Raw genomic sequence first — 16056 nt, 5'->3', positions numbered from 1 at the left:
AAACTTAAAGTGGCCGGAATTTCTTCCGACCACTAGTGCTCAATTGAGCGCCTTTTTTTATTTGGAAAAATCTATTGTCCTTCCTTTTCTCTTTCGTATTTGCCCATATACCGTTTCCAAAGTTCGGTCTGGTGGGTTTCCAATGAAACGTCCCTGCCATCGATGTAGGCTTTGGTAAGTTTGTTGGTCCTCATGTCCAAGGCGTCACCTTCGGAGATGAACAGTGTTGCGCTTTTACCTTCTTCCAAGGTTCCGTACATATCATCAATTCCAAGAATTTTGGCCGTATTTCCGGTTATCAATTGAAGGGCGGTCTCTTTATCCAATCCTTGGGCTACGGTTTGTCCTGCATAAAAGGCAAGGTTCCTCACTTGGAAATTGGCGGCATCTTCATTTTGCAACCCAACCAAAAGGCCGGCATCTACCAATAATTTTGGCAATTTATAGGTGATATCGTAATCATCGTCTTCAAAACTTGGCAATGCATGTGTGCGCTCGACCAAAACAGGAATATTATGTTCTTTCAGAAGGTCTACAATTTTATTGGCTCTATATCCACCCACAATCACTACGTTTTTAACACCCATTTCCTTGGCCATTGTCACGGCATCGGTCATTTCTTTTTCACCATCTGCATGGATGTAGAGACGCTGGGAACCATCGAACAAGCCCTGCATAGCGGCAAATGGCAAGTTCTTTTCATCCTCACTGGCTTTTCCGTAGGCAATGGAATTTTGGAAGAACATTTCAATGTCGGCCATTTCTTTGCCATACTCTTTGTTTGGAATGAAACCTCTTTCTTCACCAGCCCACCAACGGCCTCTTCTAAAAAAGTTAGGCCAGTTCATGTGGATGCCATCATCTGTTTTGACTGCTGCGTCTTCCCAGTTCCAAGCATCGAACTGAACAATACTTGAAGTTCCGGAAATGGTGCCTCCAACAGGGGTTACCTGTCCGATAAGTACGCCGTTGGGGCGCATACTTTCAACAACTTTGGATTCTGCATTGTATGCGATTAAACTGCGTACATGTGGAATCATTTCTCCGATTTCGTCTTGGTCGTCACTGGCCCTAACGGCATCGACCTCTACCAAACCAAGTGATTTGGATGGTGCGATGAAACCTGGATACACGTGTTTGCCTTCGGCATTGATCATGGTCCCAATGGTCGGGGCCATCAAACCTGAACCGATAGCGGTAATTTTTCCATCCTTAAAAATGATGGTACAGTTCTCTATCACCTCTCCATTGCCAATATGGGCTGTGGCACCAATAATGGCAATTTGTTCGGATTGAGGCGGGGCAGGGGTCTGCTGTGCGTTCAATGAAACCCCAAAAACAATTGCTATGATTAAAAATATTTTTTTCATGGTCTATTTTTTAAAGGGTGTCACAATTAAATTCTTCTTTCTTGCTCTGCACAGGAGTTCTGGACTTTCCTCCTTTTTTGTTCTCGTTCAGCATCATTCCAATCAACTGGTTACGTTCCTTTTTGATGGATTCTCTTAGTTTTTTGTCCTTTTCCAAGTCAAAATATACTTTTCCTTCAATCAAAGTTTTCTCAGCTTTTGCATAAACGGATAATGGATGATCGCTCCATAGCACAACATCGGCATCCTTGCCTTCCTCGATACTTCCTACGCGGTCGTCCAAGTGAAGTAGTTTGGCTGGGTTCAGCGTGACCATTTTCCAAGCTTCAATTTCTGACATCCCTCCATATTTGACGGTCTTGCCCGCTTCTTGGTTCAATCTTCTGGACATTTCGGCATCATCGCTGTTGATGGCAACCGTCACACCTTGGCTTGTCATGATGGCAGCATTGTAGGGAATGGCGTCGTTCACTTCGTATTTGTAGGCCCACCAGTCACTAAATGTACCTCCACCAACTCCATGCTCGGCCATTTTGTCGGCTACTTTGTAACCTTCCAAAATGTGTGTGAAGGTGTTCACTCGGAAACCAAACTTTTCTGCGACTTTCATCATCATGTTGATTTCGCTCTGTACATAGGAATGACAAGAAATGAAACGCTCTCCGTTCAATATTTCGGCCAAGGTCTCCATTTCCTCATCATGGCGATAAGGCTCTCCGCTCTTTTTCTTTTCATCATATTCCTTGGCGCGTTGGAAGTAGTCGGTATACACCTGTTCAACTCCCATTCTTGTCTGTGGGAAACGTGAGTAGCTGCCCCAGTTGGACTGCTTTACATTTTCTCCCAAAGCAAACTTGATGAACTTGGGTGAGTTGTCAAATACCATATCCTCGGCACTTTCTCCCCATTTCATTCGTATAATGGCGGATTGCCCACCAATCGGGTTGGCTGAACCGTGCAACAACTGGGCAGTGGTAACACCTCCCGCCAAATCGCGGTAAATGGCAACGTCTTTGGGGTCGATTACGTCTTCCATACGTACTTCGGCAGATGAATTGTGTCCCCCTTCGTTAATGGCCAATGCTGCAATGTGGGTGTGCTCGTCAATAATTCCAGCCGTTAAGTGCTTACCTGTAGCATCAACAACTGTGGCTCCTCCAGCTCTTAGGTCTTTTCCAACTTTGGAAATTTCCCCGTTTTTGATCAGCACATCTGTATTTTCCAAAATGCTCTCCCCGGTCCAGACTGTGGCGTTTTTGAACAAAATACTTTCCTGTTTGGGTTTTTCTTTAAAACCATATCCTACATTTGGATAGGTAACGGCCATAAGCTGTGGCTTTTCTGCGGTTTCATCTTCTTCTGCTTTTTCTTCAAAAGGAGATGTCTTGGTCATTGTAGCGGTAGTTTCATCTCCATTGGGAAGGACTATGGTGCCTTTTATGCTGTTGTTGCCAGGCATAACCTGTGCTACCCATCGGTAAGAACCGATATTGTCATCACTAAAGGATATATTTAGCCAGTCGGCGGAATAGTCGATTTTGGAATCAACCTTCTCTTCTCCTTTTTTGATTTCAGCCTTTGGTTTATCGGCATCGCCAGTCAAGGAAACTTTATATGTACTTCCGTTAACTGTAAGGTCGTAATCACCTCTAATATCGATTACGTCCATGCTCTCCACAATATTCTTGGTTCCTTGTACCCAGTTCTCATAAAGAGTAGTCCCTTTGTCGAAAATATCGCCAGAGGTAATCAGGAAATTGGCTTGGCTACCAGGTTGCAAGGACCCTATTTCATTGGATTTACCCAATATTGAAGCAGGGATTGTGGTAAGGGCCTCTAGTGCTTTGGTTTCTGGAAGACCATAAGTAATAGCCTTCATTATTTTGTCTTTTAAATCTTTTGGAGACTTGAGTCCGTGCAGGGTGATGGAAAACTCGACTCCGTTGTCCGCCAATACTTTTGGGTTGGAGGGTGCCAAGTTCCAATGTCTCATATCTTTTAAAGCAATATATTTTGCTTGATAAGGGTTAGATACGTCAAACGCATCCGGGAAATCAACGGGTAGAATCAATTTGGCATTAGTGGCTTTGATTTCCTCGATGCGCTCGTATTCATCACCACCGCCTAAAATGGTGTACTGTATTCCAAAAAGGTCACCGATTTTATCGGCTCTCAATACGTTGCCATTATCACCGGCAACATAAATCTGGGTTAGTCCTTTATTGGCAATAAGTGCTTCCAAAGAACGATCTTTGGTGTCCACATTGCCCTTGCTGTACCAATCCATATCATAATATACCTGTCTCATTAGGGCCATTGCGCCCATCAATGAACCTGGGTATGATTGTCTGGATGCTTGGCTTTTCTCAAAAGAAAAGTATTGTGCCGATTTATCGGAAAGGATACGTTGGGCTTCGGAAGCTTCGTCGTTCAGAGCGACCAAAACTCCTGTTCCTCTGGCAATACCATCTTCAATATGGGCATTGATGGTTCCAAAACCGGCATTTCTCAACTCCTCGGCCTGTTTTTTATCATACTCAAAACTGCTGATGGCATCGTTTTCCGGCATAATGTGGTCGTTCCAATAAAACCCTTCCCTGGATGGGCCATATTGTGCAGACCTTCCGCCGCCACTGGCTTCTTTGGGAAGTTTTACCCCAAAACCGGAAAGCACATCGATAAACGAGGGGTAAATGGACTTACCGCTCATATCCTCGACCACTGCATTTTTTGGGATGTTTACGGATTTACCAACTTGTACTACTTTACCATTCTGGATCAGCAAAGTACCCTTGTTGATAACTTGGGTCGGGGTTACATAGATCTTGGCATTGGTAAATGCCGTGTAATTGTTGTTTTTCTTTGCCTTTACACCGTCATTGATTGGAAAGTAATCCTGTGCAAACAAAGAAACGCTGCCTACAAAGAATAGCAGCGCTAAAAGTTTAAGTTTCATAAGGTTTGAATTGAATTAGTCGGTTTAAATATAACGCAACTTCAAGGACTCTACAAGTCTTATTGAATACCGATTTGTTGTTTTCTGTAGTTGATAATAAGACCTACGACCGCATTGTAACTTTTGATGCCATCTTTTTGGTTGTTCGCCTTTAAAAAAGTGTTGAACACGGATTTGAATATGGGTTCCATAGGATTCTCATATTTTTTCCAAAACTCGCGTAATTCATTAAAATTTTCTTTTACCCCCATGTTGATGGTGCCCACAATCTCATTATACTTTTCTTCATCCTTATGAAAAAGGTCGGTAAGGCAGTATCCTAGGGCGTGGTTATAAGCAGAGTATTTAAAGTAGGTGTCATTGCTCTGTGATGTGACCAAATAGCCAATAAAATTAGTGGCTCCCTCAGCTGAGTACCCTAGTTGATGGCCTACTTCGTGACAGCTTACGGTGGGCAGTCTAAATTTTGGGGTAGCGCCATTCACTTGTGCCTCATTGGTAAAAGGGTTCAGGTAGCCGCCATATCCCATAAAAGTTAAGGGTATGCTATAAATGGATGATTTTAGACTGAGATGTTGATATCCGAAATCGGGATATTGCTCTGCAAAGTTGACATAGGCTTCTTCGGTTTTGGCAAAGATTTCCTTTTTTGAGTAGGGGATATGGACAGGAGAGATGGTATCTCCGGTAAGTTCCATTTGATATTGATTCGTTTGTTTTACAATGAACCGTGTCAGTTCAACCAGTTCGTCGACCGTATATTCATGTTCAAGGTTGAGCTTCCAAGTGATGGGTTGGCGGTGGTAGTTCATGCCCCAAAGCAGATGAAAAAGAAAGAATACTACGGAAAGTGAGACGACAATATCCTTTAGGAAAAAAAGAGGTCTTTGCTTGATGCTTCTCCAGTTTTTATAGATATACCGGATGGCCACCAGTACAATTAAGGTATAGAGTATGTCCCCAAATGAAAATGGAATCCAGCCAAAAAGTATTCTTAGAAAACTTGAGATGTAGGGATATATTCCATTACTGTAATACGCTTCAACAATGTTGGGATAACTACCTATCCATTTGACCAAAATGATTTGAACTGGGAGTGCAATCGCAATAATTGTCTTGGTTTTTTGTCTCATCAAAATTGAGCAGTTTGTTTTTACGGCAAATAAAAAAGCCGCACGGAAAAGTACGGCTTTTTTTAAGTTATGCTTTTGGAATTTTATTATTGGATTCCAACTATTTCTATATCAAAAACTAAGGTCGAACCACCAGGGATAGGACCGTAATCGTTGTCGCCATACCCTAAATGTGGAGGGATGAACAAACGAACTTTATCCCCAACTTTCATGGTCAACAATCCTTCACGGAAGCCTGCAGCCAATTGGGCATCTGGGCTGTAGTCCATAGGAAATGGACGATATCCGCCCTGATCTCTCCTACCAGGGTTCAGTTGGTTGAATTGTTCAGCAATTTCTTGAATATTGCTGTCGAACAAATCTGCGTTGAATAACCAACCTGCATAGTTTACCAATACTTTTTGACCTACTTTAGGCTGCTCGCCATCACCTTCCTTCAAGGTTAAAATTCGTAATCCACTTGGAGTTTCCTCGGCCTGGTCGATTTGCTCAGCAAATTGGGCGGCCAAATCTTCCTTCATTTTTTTGAATGCGGCTTCCTCTAGTTTTGCTTCTTCAAAGTAGTCGCTCATTATTTTAACAGCGTCAAATTGTTTGGCATCCTTGCCGTTACGCACAATTTCTACGTGATTCATCACAACGTCTGTTTTTGGTCTGTCCTGAGCGCCGGTTTCAACGCTAGCAATTGTGTCCACAACGTCCATTCCCGCAACTACTTCACCAAAAACGGTGTGCTTGTCGTCCAACCAAGGCGTGGCCTTGTGGGTGATGAAAAATTGACTGCTATTGGTTTTAGGACCCCTGTTGGCCATGGAAAGGATACCTTTTTTGGAGTGTCTCAAGGAATCATTGAATTCATCTTTGAACGTGTATCCAATATTTCCGCTTCCACTTCCGGTTGGGTCTCCTCCTTGAATCATAAAATCTTTAATGACCCTATGAAAAACAATTCCATCATAGAATTTTTTATCCTTATACTCATCGTTTACAAATGGATTTTTTCCTTCTGCCAAGGATACAAAGTTGGCCACTGTAACAGGTGTTTTTTTGTATTCAAGCTGAATGATGATATCACCTTTAGTGGTTTGGATATCAGCAAAGATACCATCGCCCAAATCGGCATATTTGCTCGATTTGCACCCCATGATAACGAGGAGGAATAATGGTATAATGTAAAATAATTTCTTCATGGTTAATGAATTTAGTTTAAACTGTCGTTGTCTATAATGATTGTATGTAATTCTACAGATGATTTAAGTGGTGTTTTTGGTCCAATGGCCTTATTGTCGCCTTGATAGCCAAAAGCTAGGGGGGAAGGGAACAAAAATGTGGCCTTCTCATTTATTTTTAACAGCTTCACGGCGTTTTGAAGACCTGGAAACAGCTGCTGTTTGTCGATAACATGAGATTTAGGCCCGATTTCTTCTACTGTATAAATGGTGTCACCTTCCAAGTTCATCAAATTATAAGAAAACAAAATCTGGTCGCCCGACTTTAATTGATAGGTGGCAGTGTCGTTCTTGGTCTCGTAATAATACCAAAACCCATTTGGGTTCGACATATACTCGTGGACTGTATCCTTGGAAATGATTTCCTGAATTGCTTTTTCTTCCTCGGCCAATAATTTTTTGGTGCGCTCAATGGATTCCTTGAAGAAACTACCGGATTTAACCTCTACAGGTCTTCTCGGTTCCGGACCCCCACAACTTGCAACAGATATAACCAACAGAACGGCTAGAAAAAATCTCATGGATTCAATTTGTCTTTATACGTTTTTAAAATATCGTTGAATCTGGAAATGGTCTCGTCCATACTGGTTTCGCTTCTTCCTCCTGCCGCATTGGTATGTCCGCCTCCATTAAAATGAGCTCTTGCAAATTCGTTAACAGAAAAATCCCCTATGGAACGCAAGGAAATTTTAATAATGCCCTCTTCCCGGTTTTCGATAAAAATAAGAGCGAAAATAATCCCTTCCAAAGTTAGGCCGTAATTTACAAAACCTTCTGTATCACCTTTTTTAAAGTCGTACTGGTCCAGCTCGTCTTGGGTTAGGGTAATGTAAGCGGTTCTATATTCGGGCAGAATCACCATGTTGCTTAGTGCCACGCCTAGCAAATGTAGACGAGAGGGAGAATTGGTGTCAAAAACCTCTTGGTGAATCGCCATATTGTCAGCTCCTTTGTCAATAAGTTCGGCCACTACGCGGTGCGTTTTGCTGGATGTGGAACGGTACTTAAAGGAACCTGTGTCCGTCATAATGCCCGTGTACAGGTTTGTGGCCATATCGGCATCAATTTGGTCGGTTTCACCTAAAAAATCAATAAAGTTGTATACCATCTCGCAGGTAGAGCTCATGGTCACATCGGAATAGGTCACCATTGCATAATCGCTCGGTTGTTGGTGGTGGTCTATCATTATAAAATCGGCGCTCGCCTCTTTCAAGACCTGTTCCATTTGCCCAACACGGGAAAGGTCGTTAAAATCCAAGGTAAAAATTACAGAAGCTTCATTGATAACTTCTTTTGCCTTTGGATTTTCCCTCTCAAAATTGATAACGGTATCGTTCTCCGGCATCCATTTAAGGAATTTTGGATAGTCATTTGGAGCGACCACATGTACGGTATGCCCCTTTTTCTTTAAAAATCCATATAGTGCCAAGCAGGACCCGATGGCATCTCCGTCAGGATTTCTGTGGGGTATGATCGCTATCTTTTGAGGTTGGGAAAGAATCGACTTTACTGTCGTGATATCCGCTGAATTCATGCGGCCAAATATACAATAATATAATATAGAGGTAACTTGGTTTATCCGTATTTTTGATTCTGTAAAATCATATCATGAAGCAATCATACCTAATTTTAGCGGCATTGGTTTTGTTTATTTCCTGTAAAAAGAAGGCGGAGCAAACAACTGAGTCCCAAAAGCAGCCTGCACCTGATTTTGTGGTTGCCTTTGGCTCCTGCAATATGTCACAAGAACCTAATCCATTTTGGGATGATATTTTGTCCGAGTATCCGGATGTTTGGATTTGGGGTGGGGACATCGTTTACGCGGACACGGACGATGTTGAGCGATTACGCACTATCTATGCGATGCAGGATACCGTGGCAGGATATGCGAAGTTGAGAAAAGAAGTTCCGATTATCGGTACTTGGGACGATCACGATTTTGGTGTGAATGACGGAGGGTCCGATTTTGCGATAAAGGCAGAAAGCCAGCAGGTGTTTTTGGATTTTATGGGAGTGCCAGAGGATAGTGAGCGAAGAAACCAAGAAGGTGTTTATACCTCCCATGATTACGAAGTGCCAGCGGGCAAGGTAAAAGTGATTGTACTGGATACGCGCTATTTTAGAAGTGAGCTGATTAAAGATGAAGATTCAAATAGGAGATACAAACCAACAATGGATTCCACGGCTACAATACTTGGGAATGCTCAATGGGAATGGTTGGGGAAAGAACTTAAAGAATCGGATGCAGATTTCAACCTGATTATGTCCAGCATTCAAGTGCTTTCGGGCGAACATGGTTTTGAAACTTGGGGCAATTTTCCATTGGAGGTGGAGAAATTGGAAAACATTATCAAGCAATCAGGAGCAAAGGGAGTGATTATTTTATCGGGCGACCGACATATTTCCGAGTTCTCCAGAGCTGATGTTGACGGCCTATCCTATCCATTGGTGGACTTTACCAGTAGTGGGCTGACCCATTCGTATTTCAGCTTTAGCGGAGAGCCTAATCAACACCGCGTAGGGGAGGTGGTTTCCGATAAAAGTTATGGAATCATCAACCTGAATATTGAAGAGAAAAGGGCCGAATTCAAAATTATGGGGGACAATGGTACTGTTCTTCAAGAGTTAAAACAAAGCTATTGAGCCTTGTACCTTGGTCGAAAAAGCTTAAGTTTGCGCAAAATTTAAAAAATGACTGGAAATAGAACGTTTACCATGATTAAGCCTGATGCCGTTGAAAACGGGTACATCGGGGCAATTTTGGATAAAATTACGGCTGCTGGATTTAGGATTGTGGCCATGAAGTACACACAATTGAGCACTAGGGATGCCGAAATATTCTATGCCATCCACAAAGAGCGTCCGTTTTTTGGCGAATTGGTGGAGTTTATGACAAGAGGACCGATTGTTGCTGCCATTTTGGAAAAAGACAATGCCGTGGATGATTTCCGTGCTTTGATCGGTGCAACCAATCCAGAAGAAGCTGCTGAAGGAACCATTAGAAAATTGTATGCTGCCAGTATTGGTGAAAATGCGGTTCACGGTTCCGATAGCGATGAAAATGCTGCTATCGAAGGTGCTTTCCACTTTTCAGGAAGGGAAACCTACTAATCGATTTACAAGATAATTTTATTGAAGCCACCTTTTCGGGTGGCTTTTTTTATGGCCTTTTGGATTATCGCAACACCAATTTTTTCACCAGTTCCTTGCCCAATTCCTCATTGAGCATTTTAATGATCTTGGTTTTTCCCAAACTCAATTCCTCGCGTAATACAGAAGAGGTGAGCGATATGTAGAGTGTATCGTTTTTCAGTTCAACAGCTGTTGTGTAGTTGTTTACCCCATTGCCCATTAATGTTGCCCAGGCCTCCCTGGCATCCACTTTGTCCATGCCCTTTTGGAGTTTGTTTTCTTGGATGAACTCGCTAAGCGCTTCGCTCAATGGAATATGGGAACTATGTCTTTTGGCCATTACTGGGGGATTTTTATGGGTTCAAAACGTTTGTACTTATAAGTTATACCTTCTTGGTTGGTGACCGAAAATGAAACCGAATCCAACTCCACCAGTTTTTCTTCCCATTCACTGAACTCATTTTTATAACGAAGGGTGAAGGTTTCGTTGATGTCCGATACTTCAAAACTTTCCACATCTTTTGAGGTGTCGTAGGTGCCATCAAACTGGGGTTTCATCTTTTTTCGATACCCCTTGTCTTCTTTCAATTGAATGAAATCGATATTTGTGTTCATTCCGTATTCTTTGATGGAACCGTCAGGAAACTCAACTTCTGAAATTTCCCAATAACCGTTCAGGTAATGTAAATCTTCTTTATTTATGGATGAATCATTACAGCTCCAGAACAGTAAAATCAATAAAAAGGGAAGTATGCGTTTCATGATGCTACAAGGTAAATATTTTATAACTCTGATGAATGTTCTTTACCACATTTTCGGTGCGGTCCGCATGTGTGTCACTGATAAAAATCTGACCAAAATTTTCATCCTTGACCAGTCCAACGATGTGTGACACCCTGTTTTCGTCCAACTTGTCAAAAATATCATCCAATAAAAGAATGGGTGTAGTGTCTGCTAATTGTTTAATAAAGTGAAACTGTGCCAGCTTCAATGCAATCAAAAATGACTTTTGTTGGCCTTGGCTCCCGAATTTTTTAATTGGGTGGCCTGCAATGGTAAAACTAAGGTCGTCCTTGTGGACACCTACCGAGGTATATTGCAAGGCCCGGTCCTTATCAATATTTTGTTTTAAAAGTTCTAAGAGACTTTCATCGCTCAACTGACTTTCGTAGGAGAGGTCGATTTGCTCATCTTTTTCGGAGATGTTATGGTACTGTTCTATGAAAATGGGTAGAAAAGACTCAATAAATTCTACTCTTTTTTGATGAATCGCTGTGCCCAAGGTGTTCATCTGTTCGTTGTAAATGCTCAAGGTATCTTTGTCGAACGTGCGGTTTGCGGCAAAATACTTGAGCAACGAATTGCGCTGTGTCACCACCTTGTTGTATTTGATGAGGTTTTGAAGATATACCTTGTCCGATTGGGAAATTACCCCGTCCATGAACTTTCTGCGGGTGTCGCTGCCTTCCAAAATCAGGTCGCGATCAGATGGGGAAATAATCACTAATGGCAAAAAACCAATGTGCTCGGAAAACTTTTCGTAAGGTTTTCCATTGCGTTTTATCACCTTTTTGGTGCCTTTTTTAAAAGAGCAGAGTATTTTTTCGGTTCTTTCGTTTTTCTCAAATTCACCTTCAACAACAAAAAAATCGGTGCCATGTTTTATATTTTGCGTGGACACGGGATTAAAGTAGCTTTTGCCAAAGCACAAGTGGTAAATGGAATCCAAAACATTGGTCTTTCCCACCCCGTTATCGCCCACCAAACAGTTGATGACAGGGTCGAATTCCAAGGTTTTGGAATCAAAGTTTTTGTAATTGACTAAAGATAAATGTCTTAAAAACATAAAAATCAGAGAAACGGTTTGGAATAAAAAGGCAGCCCTTTAAAAAAGGGAATCCAAAAATAACGAATAAATTACCTTTTGGTTTTGGATAAAAACTTTATTTTTGCGCGACCAATTAAATGACGGATGGCAACATACAAGAAGAGAGGCTTTAAGCCAAAAAATAAAGAGGAAGAAGCTCAGATAGAGGAACACGACAGCACAACGGCTGAAGTTTTCAATACTTTGGACGAAGGTGCATCCAAGACCGAAGCATGGGTTCAGAAGAACCAAAATTATATTTTGGGTGTAATCGGTGTGATTGCCGTTGGTGTTTTAGCTTACTTGGGCTATCACCAATTCATCCAGAATCCAAAAGAGGCAACAGCCGCAAACGAACTTTTCTACCCGCAACAATACTTTGACCAAGCGTTGGCAAGTGAAACCGAAAAGGATTCTTTGTTTACCTTGGCTTTGAACGGCGCTCAAGGTAAGTATGGTTTCTTGGACATTATCGAGGAATACAGTGGTACCAAAGCGGCCAATTTGGCAAAATACTCCGCTGGTATGACGTACTTGAACCTTAAGCAATATGACCAGGCCATTGAGTATTTGGAAGGTTTTTCTTCCGATGACGACATTATGGGGGCTATGGCAAAAGGAGGAATCGGTGATGCTTTTTCTCAATTAAACCAGAATGATGATGCCTTGGATTATTATGAAAAGGCAATTTCCCATAGCAATAACGAATTTACAGCTCCTCGTTTTTTACATAAGGCCGGTGTTGTAGCATTGGAACTTGGTGAAAAAAGCAAAGCTTTGGGATATTTTGAAAGAATCAAGGAAGAATATCCGAACTCTCAAGAAGCCAATGCTGTTGACGCTTTAATCGGACTGGCGCAAAATTAAAAGATGGCCACAGAGAACAAAAACCTATCCGTTTACGATAAAAATAAAATCCCAAATGCGAAGAATCTTCGGTTTGGGATTGTTGTTTCTGAATGGAACGATGAGATTACCGAGGCCTTGTACGAGGGAGCTCAAGAAGCGTTATTGGATTGTGGGACTTTATCGGAAAATATTCTACGCTGGGATGTACCTGGTAGTTTTGAACTTACTTTTGGTTGCAAGAAGATGATTCAGACCCAAAAATTGGATGCCATTATAGCTATCGGCAGCGTTATTCGAGGGGAGACCAGCCACTTTGATTTTGTATGTAGCGCAACGGCCCAAGGCATCAAGGACTTGAACGTAGCTTACGATGTTCCTGTGATTTTTTGTGTGTTGACGGACGATACTATTGAACAGTCCAGGGCAAGAAGCGGAGGTAAGCACGGCAACAAGGGAACTGAAGCCGCTATTGCCGCCATTCAAATGGCTATGTTGGGCACGTAAGTTCTATTGCTTCTAACATCCAATGATTTAAACATCTAGGGACTGTTAACATTTTTTGGGACGATCGTCCAACCCCTTTTTTCTATTTTAAGTACCTTTGAGGTTGCAGCGATAAGGATACTATGCGAAACCCTTTAAAACTTAGGAAAAATAAGAGCTTCGATTACTCCCCCAGATATTATAAGGGAGAGGGGAATCCTTATAAAATTGAGCACAAACTTGATAAATTCAGAACCACGGCACATTCCACCAGGGGACTTAAAAACAAAGTCACCTCTGCAATGGACGATTTACAGACCGAAGGGGATAAAAATTTAAAACTTCGTTTTTGGATCATTGTTGCCGTTCTGGTCTTGCTGTTTCTGTTTATCATCGATTTTGACTTATCAATATTCCTGAATCCATAATGGCGGACATCATTAAACTTTTACCGGACCATGTCGCTAACCAAATAGCAGCAGGGGAGGTGGTACAACGACCCGCTTCCGTAGTAAAGGAACTTATGGAGAACGCCATTGATGCGGGGGCCACGTGTATAAAGTTGATTGTTAAGGACGGGGGCAAAACGCTTATCCAGGTAGTGGACGACGGATCGGGTATGAGCGAGACCGATGCCCGTTTGTCCTTTGAACGCCACGCTACTTCCAAGATATCGTCCGCACAAGATCTTTTTAATTTGGCCACCAAAGGCTTTAGAGGCGAAGCACTGGCATCCATTGCGGCTATAGCACATGTGGATATGCAAACGCGTACCGCAGCCAATGAGGTTGGTACGCACCTTAAAATTGAGGGGAGCAAAATTGTGTCCCAGGTGGTAATCGCAACCCCAGAGGGAACTTCCATATCCGTAAAGAACCTATTTTTCAATATCCCGGCAAGACGAAATTTTTTGAAATCGACACAAGTGGAGCTTCGGCATATTACCGATGAGTTCCATAGGGTGGCTTTGGTCCATCCCAATATCGAATTTCACTTCTATAACAATGGGTCGGAGATTTTTAATCTTCCTATCGGAAAGCATCGTCAACGCATCGTGCACATCTTCGGCAGTAAAATGGATAACCGTTTGGTTCCCGTTTCCGAGGAGACCGAAGTGGTAAAGGTGTCCGGATTTATTTGTAAACCAGAATTCGCTAAAAAGAGTAGGGGGGAGCAGTTCTTTTTTGCCAACAACCGTTATATCAAAAGCCCTTATTTACATCATGCCGTGGTTGCAGCTTTTGAGGGTTTGATTAAATCCGATACCCACCCGGGCTATTTCTTGTTTTTGGAGGTAGACCCATCCTCTATCGATATCAATATACATCCAACAAAGACCGAGGTAAAGTTCGATGATGAAAATACGCTGTACGCGATTTTACGATCAACGATCAAACATAGTTTAGGACAATTCAACGTGGCCCCTGTTTTGGATTTTGACCATGACCCTAATCTGGACACACCTTATTCATACAAAGAAAAAGGAGCAGTGATTCCAAAAGTTACTGTAGATGCCAGTTTTAATCCGTTTCAGGAAGAGCCTGTAAAGAAAGGCGGGTCCGGAGGCAGTTTTCGTAAACAGAGCACTAAAGGCTGGGAGGACTTGTACGAAGGACTCGGTCATCAGAACGACCACAATGAATTCAGTAGTGTGGTCATTGAGTCTGAAAGTGAGGAACAGGGTACTTTGTATTCGGGTAAAGGTGTCGAGGAGCATTTGGCCAGTACCTTTCAACTGCGGAGAAAATATGTTGTCAGCACCGTAAAGTCGGGAATGCTGGTCATCCATCAGAATAGGGCCCACGAACGGATTCTTTTCGAAAAGTTTTTGGGTGAGATTACGGTGAAAGAAGGGGTAAGCCAACAATTATTGTTTCCTTTGGAACTGAGTTTTAACAAGCAGGAATTGGCCGTAGTCAAAGAAATCCATGAAAGCCTGACAAACATAGGTTTTGTATTTGATAGTTTGGAACACGAGACTGTAAAAGTGACAGGTGTACCCATGATGGTTCCTGAAAGTGGGATTGGCACGGTATTGGATCGCTTGATTGCTGATTATATGGAGGGTTACTCCGATGGTTTCATTTCGCAGGCCGAAATGTTGGCCAAAGCGCTTAGTAGGAACCTAGCGGTACGCACTGGGGATGTGTTGGATTCTGAATCGCAATTAATGTTGGTGAACAATCTTTTTGCATGCAAGGAGCCTAATTTGAGCCCTTTTCAAAAAATAACATATACCATTATCTCCGAAGGGGATATCGATAAAAAATTCAACTAGATGGGTAGAATGACCGAGGCAGTAAAGCACATTTTGATCATTAACGTGATCTTGTTTTTTGCCACTCAATTATATGGAGATCAAATGTATCAATGGTTGGCACTTTGGTTTCCCAAAAATGAAAACTTCCAAATTTGGCAAATAATCACCCACATGTTCATGCATGGTGGTTTTATGCACATAGCTTTCAATATGTTCGCTCTTTGGATGTTTGGAACCCCTGTTGAGCGAGTACTGGGAAAGAATAGGTTTCTATTTGTTTACTTTTCTGCGGGATTGGGCGCGGTGTTGTTTCAGTTAGGGTTTTACTACTTTAATTTTTTACCTGCCCAGTCGGAATTGTTGAGCACGGGGCTCTCCAATCAGCAAATATTGGATATGTTGGCTTCAAACCGACTCCAAGAAGGGCTGTCCGAAATTCAGATCTCTACCCTAAGAGCGGTAATGCCAGAGTATGCTCAAATATACAATGCCAGTATGGTAGGTGCCTCTGGCTGTATTATGGGGATTTTGGCCGCGTTTGGAATGATGAACCCAGAAGCTCGGCTTATGTTGATATTTTTGCCCATACCCATAAAGGCCAAATATTTTATTCCCGGAATAATCTTGTTGGATGTGATTTCGGCGATTACCGGGCAGTCCTTTTTCAGCCCTAGCAATACTGCCTATATGGCACACGTTGGAGGAGCGCTTACCGGATTTATAATAATGTGGTACTGGAAAAGAAATCAGTTCAACAAAAATAGGTGGAATTAATTT

The 16056-nt window shown here is 42.2% G+C and carries 16 protein-coding genes; 7 read left to right on the top strand and 9 right to left on the bottom strand.

Features of this window, described 5'->3' with window-relative positions; genetic code table 11:
- Nucleotides 1–71: 71 nt before the first annotated feature.
- The 6 genes from K1F36_RS16535 to K1F36_RS16510 form a co-directional block, all read right to left on the bottom strand.
- Nucleotides 72–1370 carry an amidohydrolase family protein gene (locus tag K1F36_RS16535; protein WP_220114825.1) on the bottom strand — a complete coding sequence of 433 codons (1299 nt, stop codon included), beginning with the start codon at nucleotides 1368–1370 and terminating at the stop codon, nucleotides 72–74.
- A 10-nt stretch (nucleotides 1371–1380) separates the two neighbouring features.
- Nucleotides 1381–4326 carry an amidohydrolase family protein gene (locus K1F36_RS16530; protein ID WP_220114824.1) on the bottom strand — a complete coding sequence of 982 codons (2946 nt, stop codon included), beginning with the start codon at nucleotides 4324–4326 and terminating at the stop codon, nucleotides 1381–1383.
- Nucleotides 4327–4385: 59 nt separating this feature from the next.
- Nucleotides 4386–5459 carry a DUF3810 domain-containing protein gene (locus K1F36_RS16525; RefSeq protein WP_220114823.1) on the bottom strand — a complete coding sequence of 358 codons (1074 nt, stop codon included), beginning with the start codon at nucleotides 5457–5459 and terminating at the stop codon, nucleotides 4386–4388.
- An 86-nt stretch (nucleotides 5460–5545) separates the two neighbouring features.
- Nucleotides 5546–6649 carry a peptidylprolyl isomerase gene (locus K1F36_RS16520; protein ID WP_220114822.1) on the bottom strand — a complete coding sequence of 368 codons (1104 nt, stop codon included), beginning with the start codon at nucleotides 6647–6649 and terminating at the stop codon, nucleotides 5546–5548.
- 11 nt (nucleotides 6650–6660) lie between these two features.
- The gene (gldI, locus tag K1F36_RS16515; RefSeq protein WP_220114821.1) at nucleotides 6661–7209 is read right to left on the bottom strand and encodes a gliding motility-associated peptidyl-prolyl isomerase GldI; all 549 of its coding nucleotides are present in this window, start codon (nucleotides 7207–7209) and stop codon (nucleotides 6661–6663) included.
- Nucleotides 7206–8222, bottom strand: a complete 1017-nt coding sequence (locus tag K1F36_RS16510) for a DHH family phosphoesterase (protein ID WP_220114820.1) — start codon at nucleotides 8220–8222, stop codon at nucleotides 7206–7208. The genes gldI and K1F36_RS16510 overlap by 4 nt, the downstream gene beginning before the upstream one ends.
- A 74-nt stretch (nucleotides 8223–8296) precedes the next feature.
- On the opposite strand from K1F36_RS16510, the gene K1F36_RS16505 reads away from it, so the two are divergent.
- Nucleotides 8297–9331 carry an alkaline phosphatase D family protein gene (locus K1F36_RS16505; RefSeq protein ID WP_220114819.1) on the top strand — a complete coding sequence of 345 codons (1035 nt, stop codon included), beginning with the start codon at nucleotides 8297–8299 and terminating at the stop codon, nucleotides 9329–9331.
- Between the two features lie 48 nt (nucleotides 9332–9379).
- Nucleotides 9380–9799: a nucleoside-diphosphate kinase gene (locus K1F36_RS16500; RefSeq protein ID WP_220114818.1), complete on the top strand. Its 420-nt coding sequence runs from the start codon at nucleotides 9380–9382 to the stop codon at nucleotides 9797–9799.
- Between the two features lie 64 nt (nucleotides 9800–9863).
- Here the strand turns inward: K1F36_RS16500 and K1F36_RS16495 are convergent, their stop codons facing one another.
- Genes K1F36_RS16495 through recF form a run of 3 tightly spaced genes read right to left on the bottom strand, consistent with a single transcriptional unit; the run spans nucleotide 9864 to nucleotide 11666 of the window.
- Nucleotides 9864–10160, bottom strand: coding sequence for a DciA family protein (locus tag K1F36_RS16495; RefSeq protein ID WP_207032350.1), 297 nt, complete (start codon nucleotides 10158–10160; stop codon nucleotides 9864–9866).
- Nucleotides 10160–10582 (bottom strand): hypothetical protein, encoded by a 423-nt coding sequence (locus K1F36_RS16490; RefSeq protein ID WP_220114817.1) that lies wholly within the window; start codon nucleotides 10580–10582, stop codon nucleotides 10160–10162. The genes K1F36_RS16495 and K1F36_RS16490 overlap by 1 nt, the downstream gene beginning before the upstream one ends.
- A 4-nt stretch (nucleotides 10583–10586) precedes the next feature.
- Nucleotides 10587–11666, bottom strand: coding sequence for a DNA replication/repair protein RecF (gene recF, locus K1F36_RS16485; RefSeq protein WP_220114816.1), 1080 nt, complete (start codon nucleotides 11664–11666; stop codon nucleotides 10587–10589).
- A 126-nt stretch (nucleotides 11667–11792) separates the two neighbouring features.
- Between recF and K1F36_RS16480 the strand changes: the two genes are divergently transcribed.
- The 5 genes from K1F36_RS16480 to K1F36_RS16460 all read left to right on the top strand — a co-directional run bounded on the left by K1F36_RS16480 (nucleotide 11793) and on the right by K1F36_RS16460 (nucleotide 16053).
- Nucleotides 11793–12554 carry a tetratricopeptide repeat protein gene (locus K1F36_RS16480; protein ID WP_220114815.1) on the top strand — a complete coding sequence of 254 codons (762 nt, stop codon included), beginning with the start codon at nucleotides 11793–11795 and terminating at the stop codon, nucleotides 12552–12554.
- 3 nt (nucleotides 12555–12557) lie between these two features.
- Nucleotides 12558–13040: a 6,7-dimethyl-8-ribityllumazine synthase gene (gene ribH / locus K1F36_RS16475; protein ID WP_220114814.1), complete on the top strand. Its 483-nt coding sequence runs from the start codon at nucleotides 12558–12560 to the stop codon at nucleotides 13038–13040.
- 122 nt (nucleotides 13041–13162) lie between these two features.
- A complete protein-coding gene (locus tag K1F36_RS16470; protein ID WP_108246641.1) occupies nucleotides 13163–13447 on the top strand; it encodes a riboflavin synthase subunit beta in 285 nt (94 codons plus the stop codon).
- The gene (gene mutL, locus K1F36_RS16465) at nucleotides 13447–15297 is read left to right on the top strand and encodes a DNA mismatch repair endonuclease MutL (protein ID WP_220114813.1); all 1851 of its coding nucleotides are present in this window, start codon (nucleotides 13447–13449) and stop codon (nucleotides 15295–15297) included. The genes K1F36_RS16470 and mutL overlap by 1 nt, the downstream gene beginning before the upstream one ends.
- Nucleotides 15298–16053 carry a rhomboid family intramembrane serine protease gene (locus K1F36_RS16460; protein ID WP_220114812.1) on the top strand — a complete coding sequence of 252 codons (756 nt, stop codon included), beginning with the start codon at nucleotides 15298–15300 and terminating at the stop codon, nucleotides 16051–16053. It abuts the gene before it with no gap.
- Nucleotides 16054–16056: the final 3 nt, after the last annotated feature.

The sequence above is a fragment of the Flagellimonas abyssi genome (genome assembly GCF_019457905.1).
GTDB lineage: Bacteria > Bacteroidota > Bacteroidia > Flavobacteriales > Flavobacteriaceae > Flagellimonas > Flagellimonas abyssi.
The sequence above is the reverse complement of the archived record's forward strand: the minus strand, read 5'-3'. Positions and strand labels throughout refer to the sequence as shown.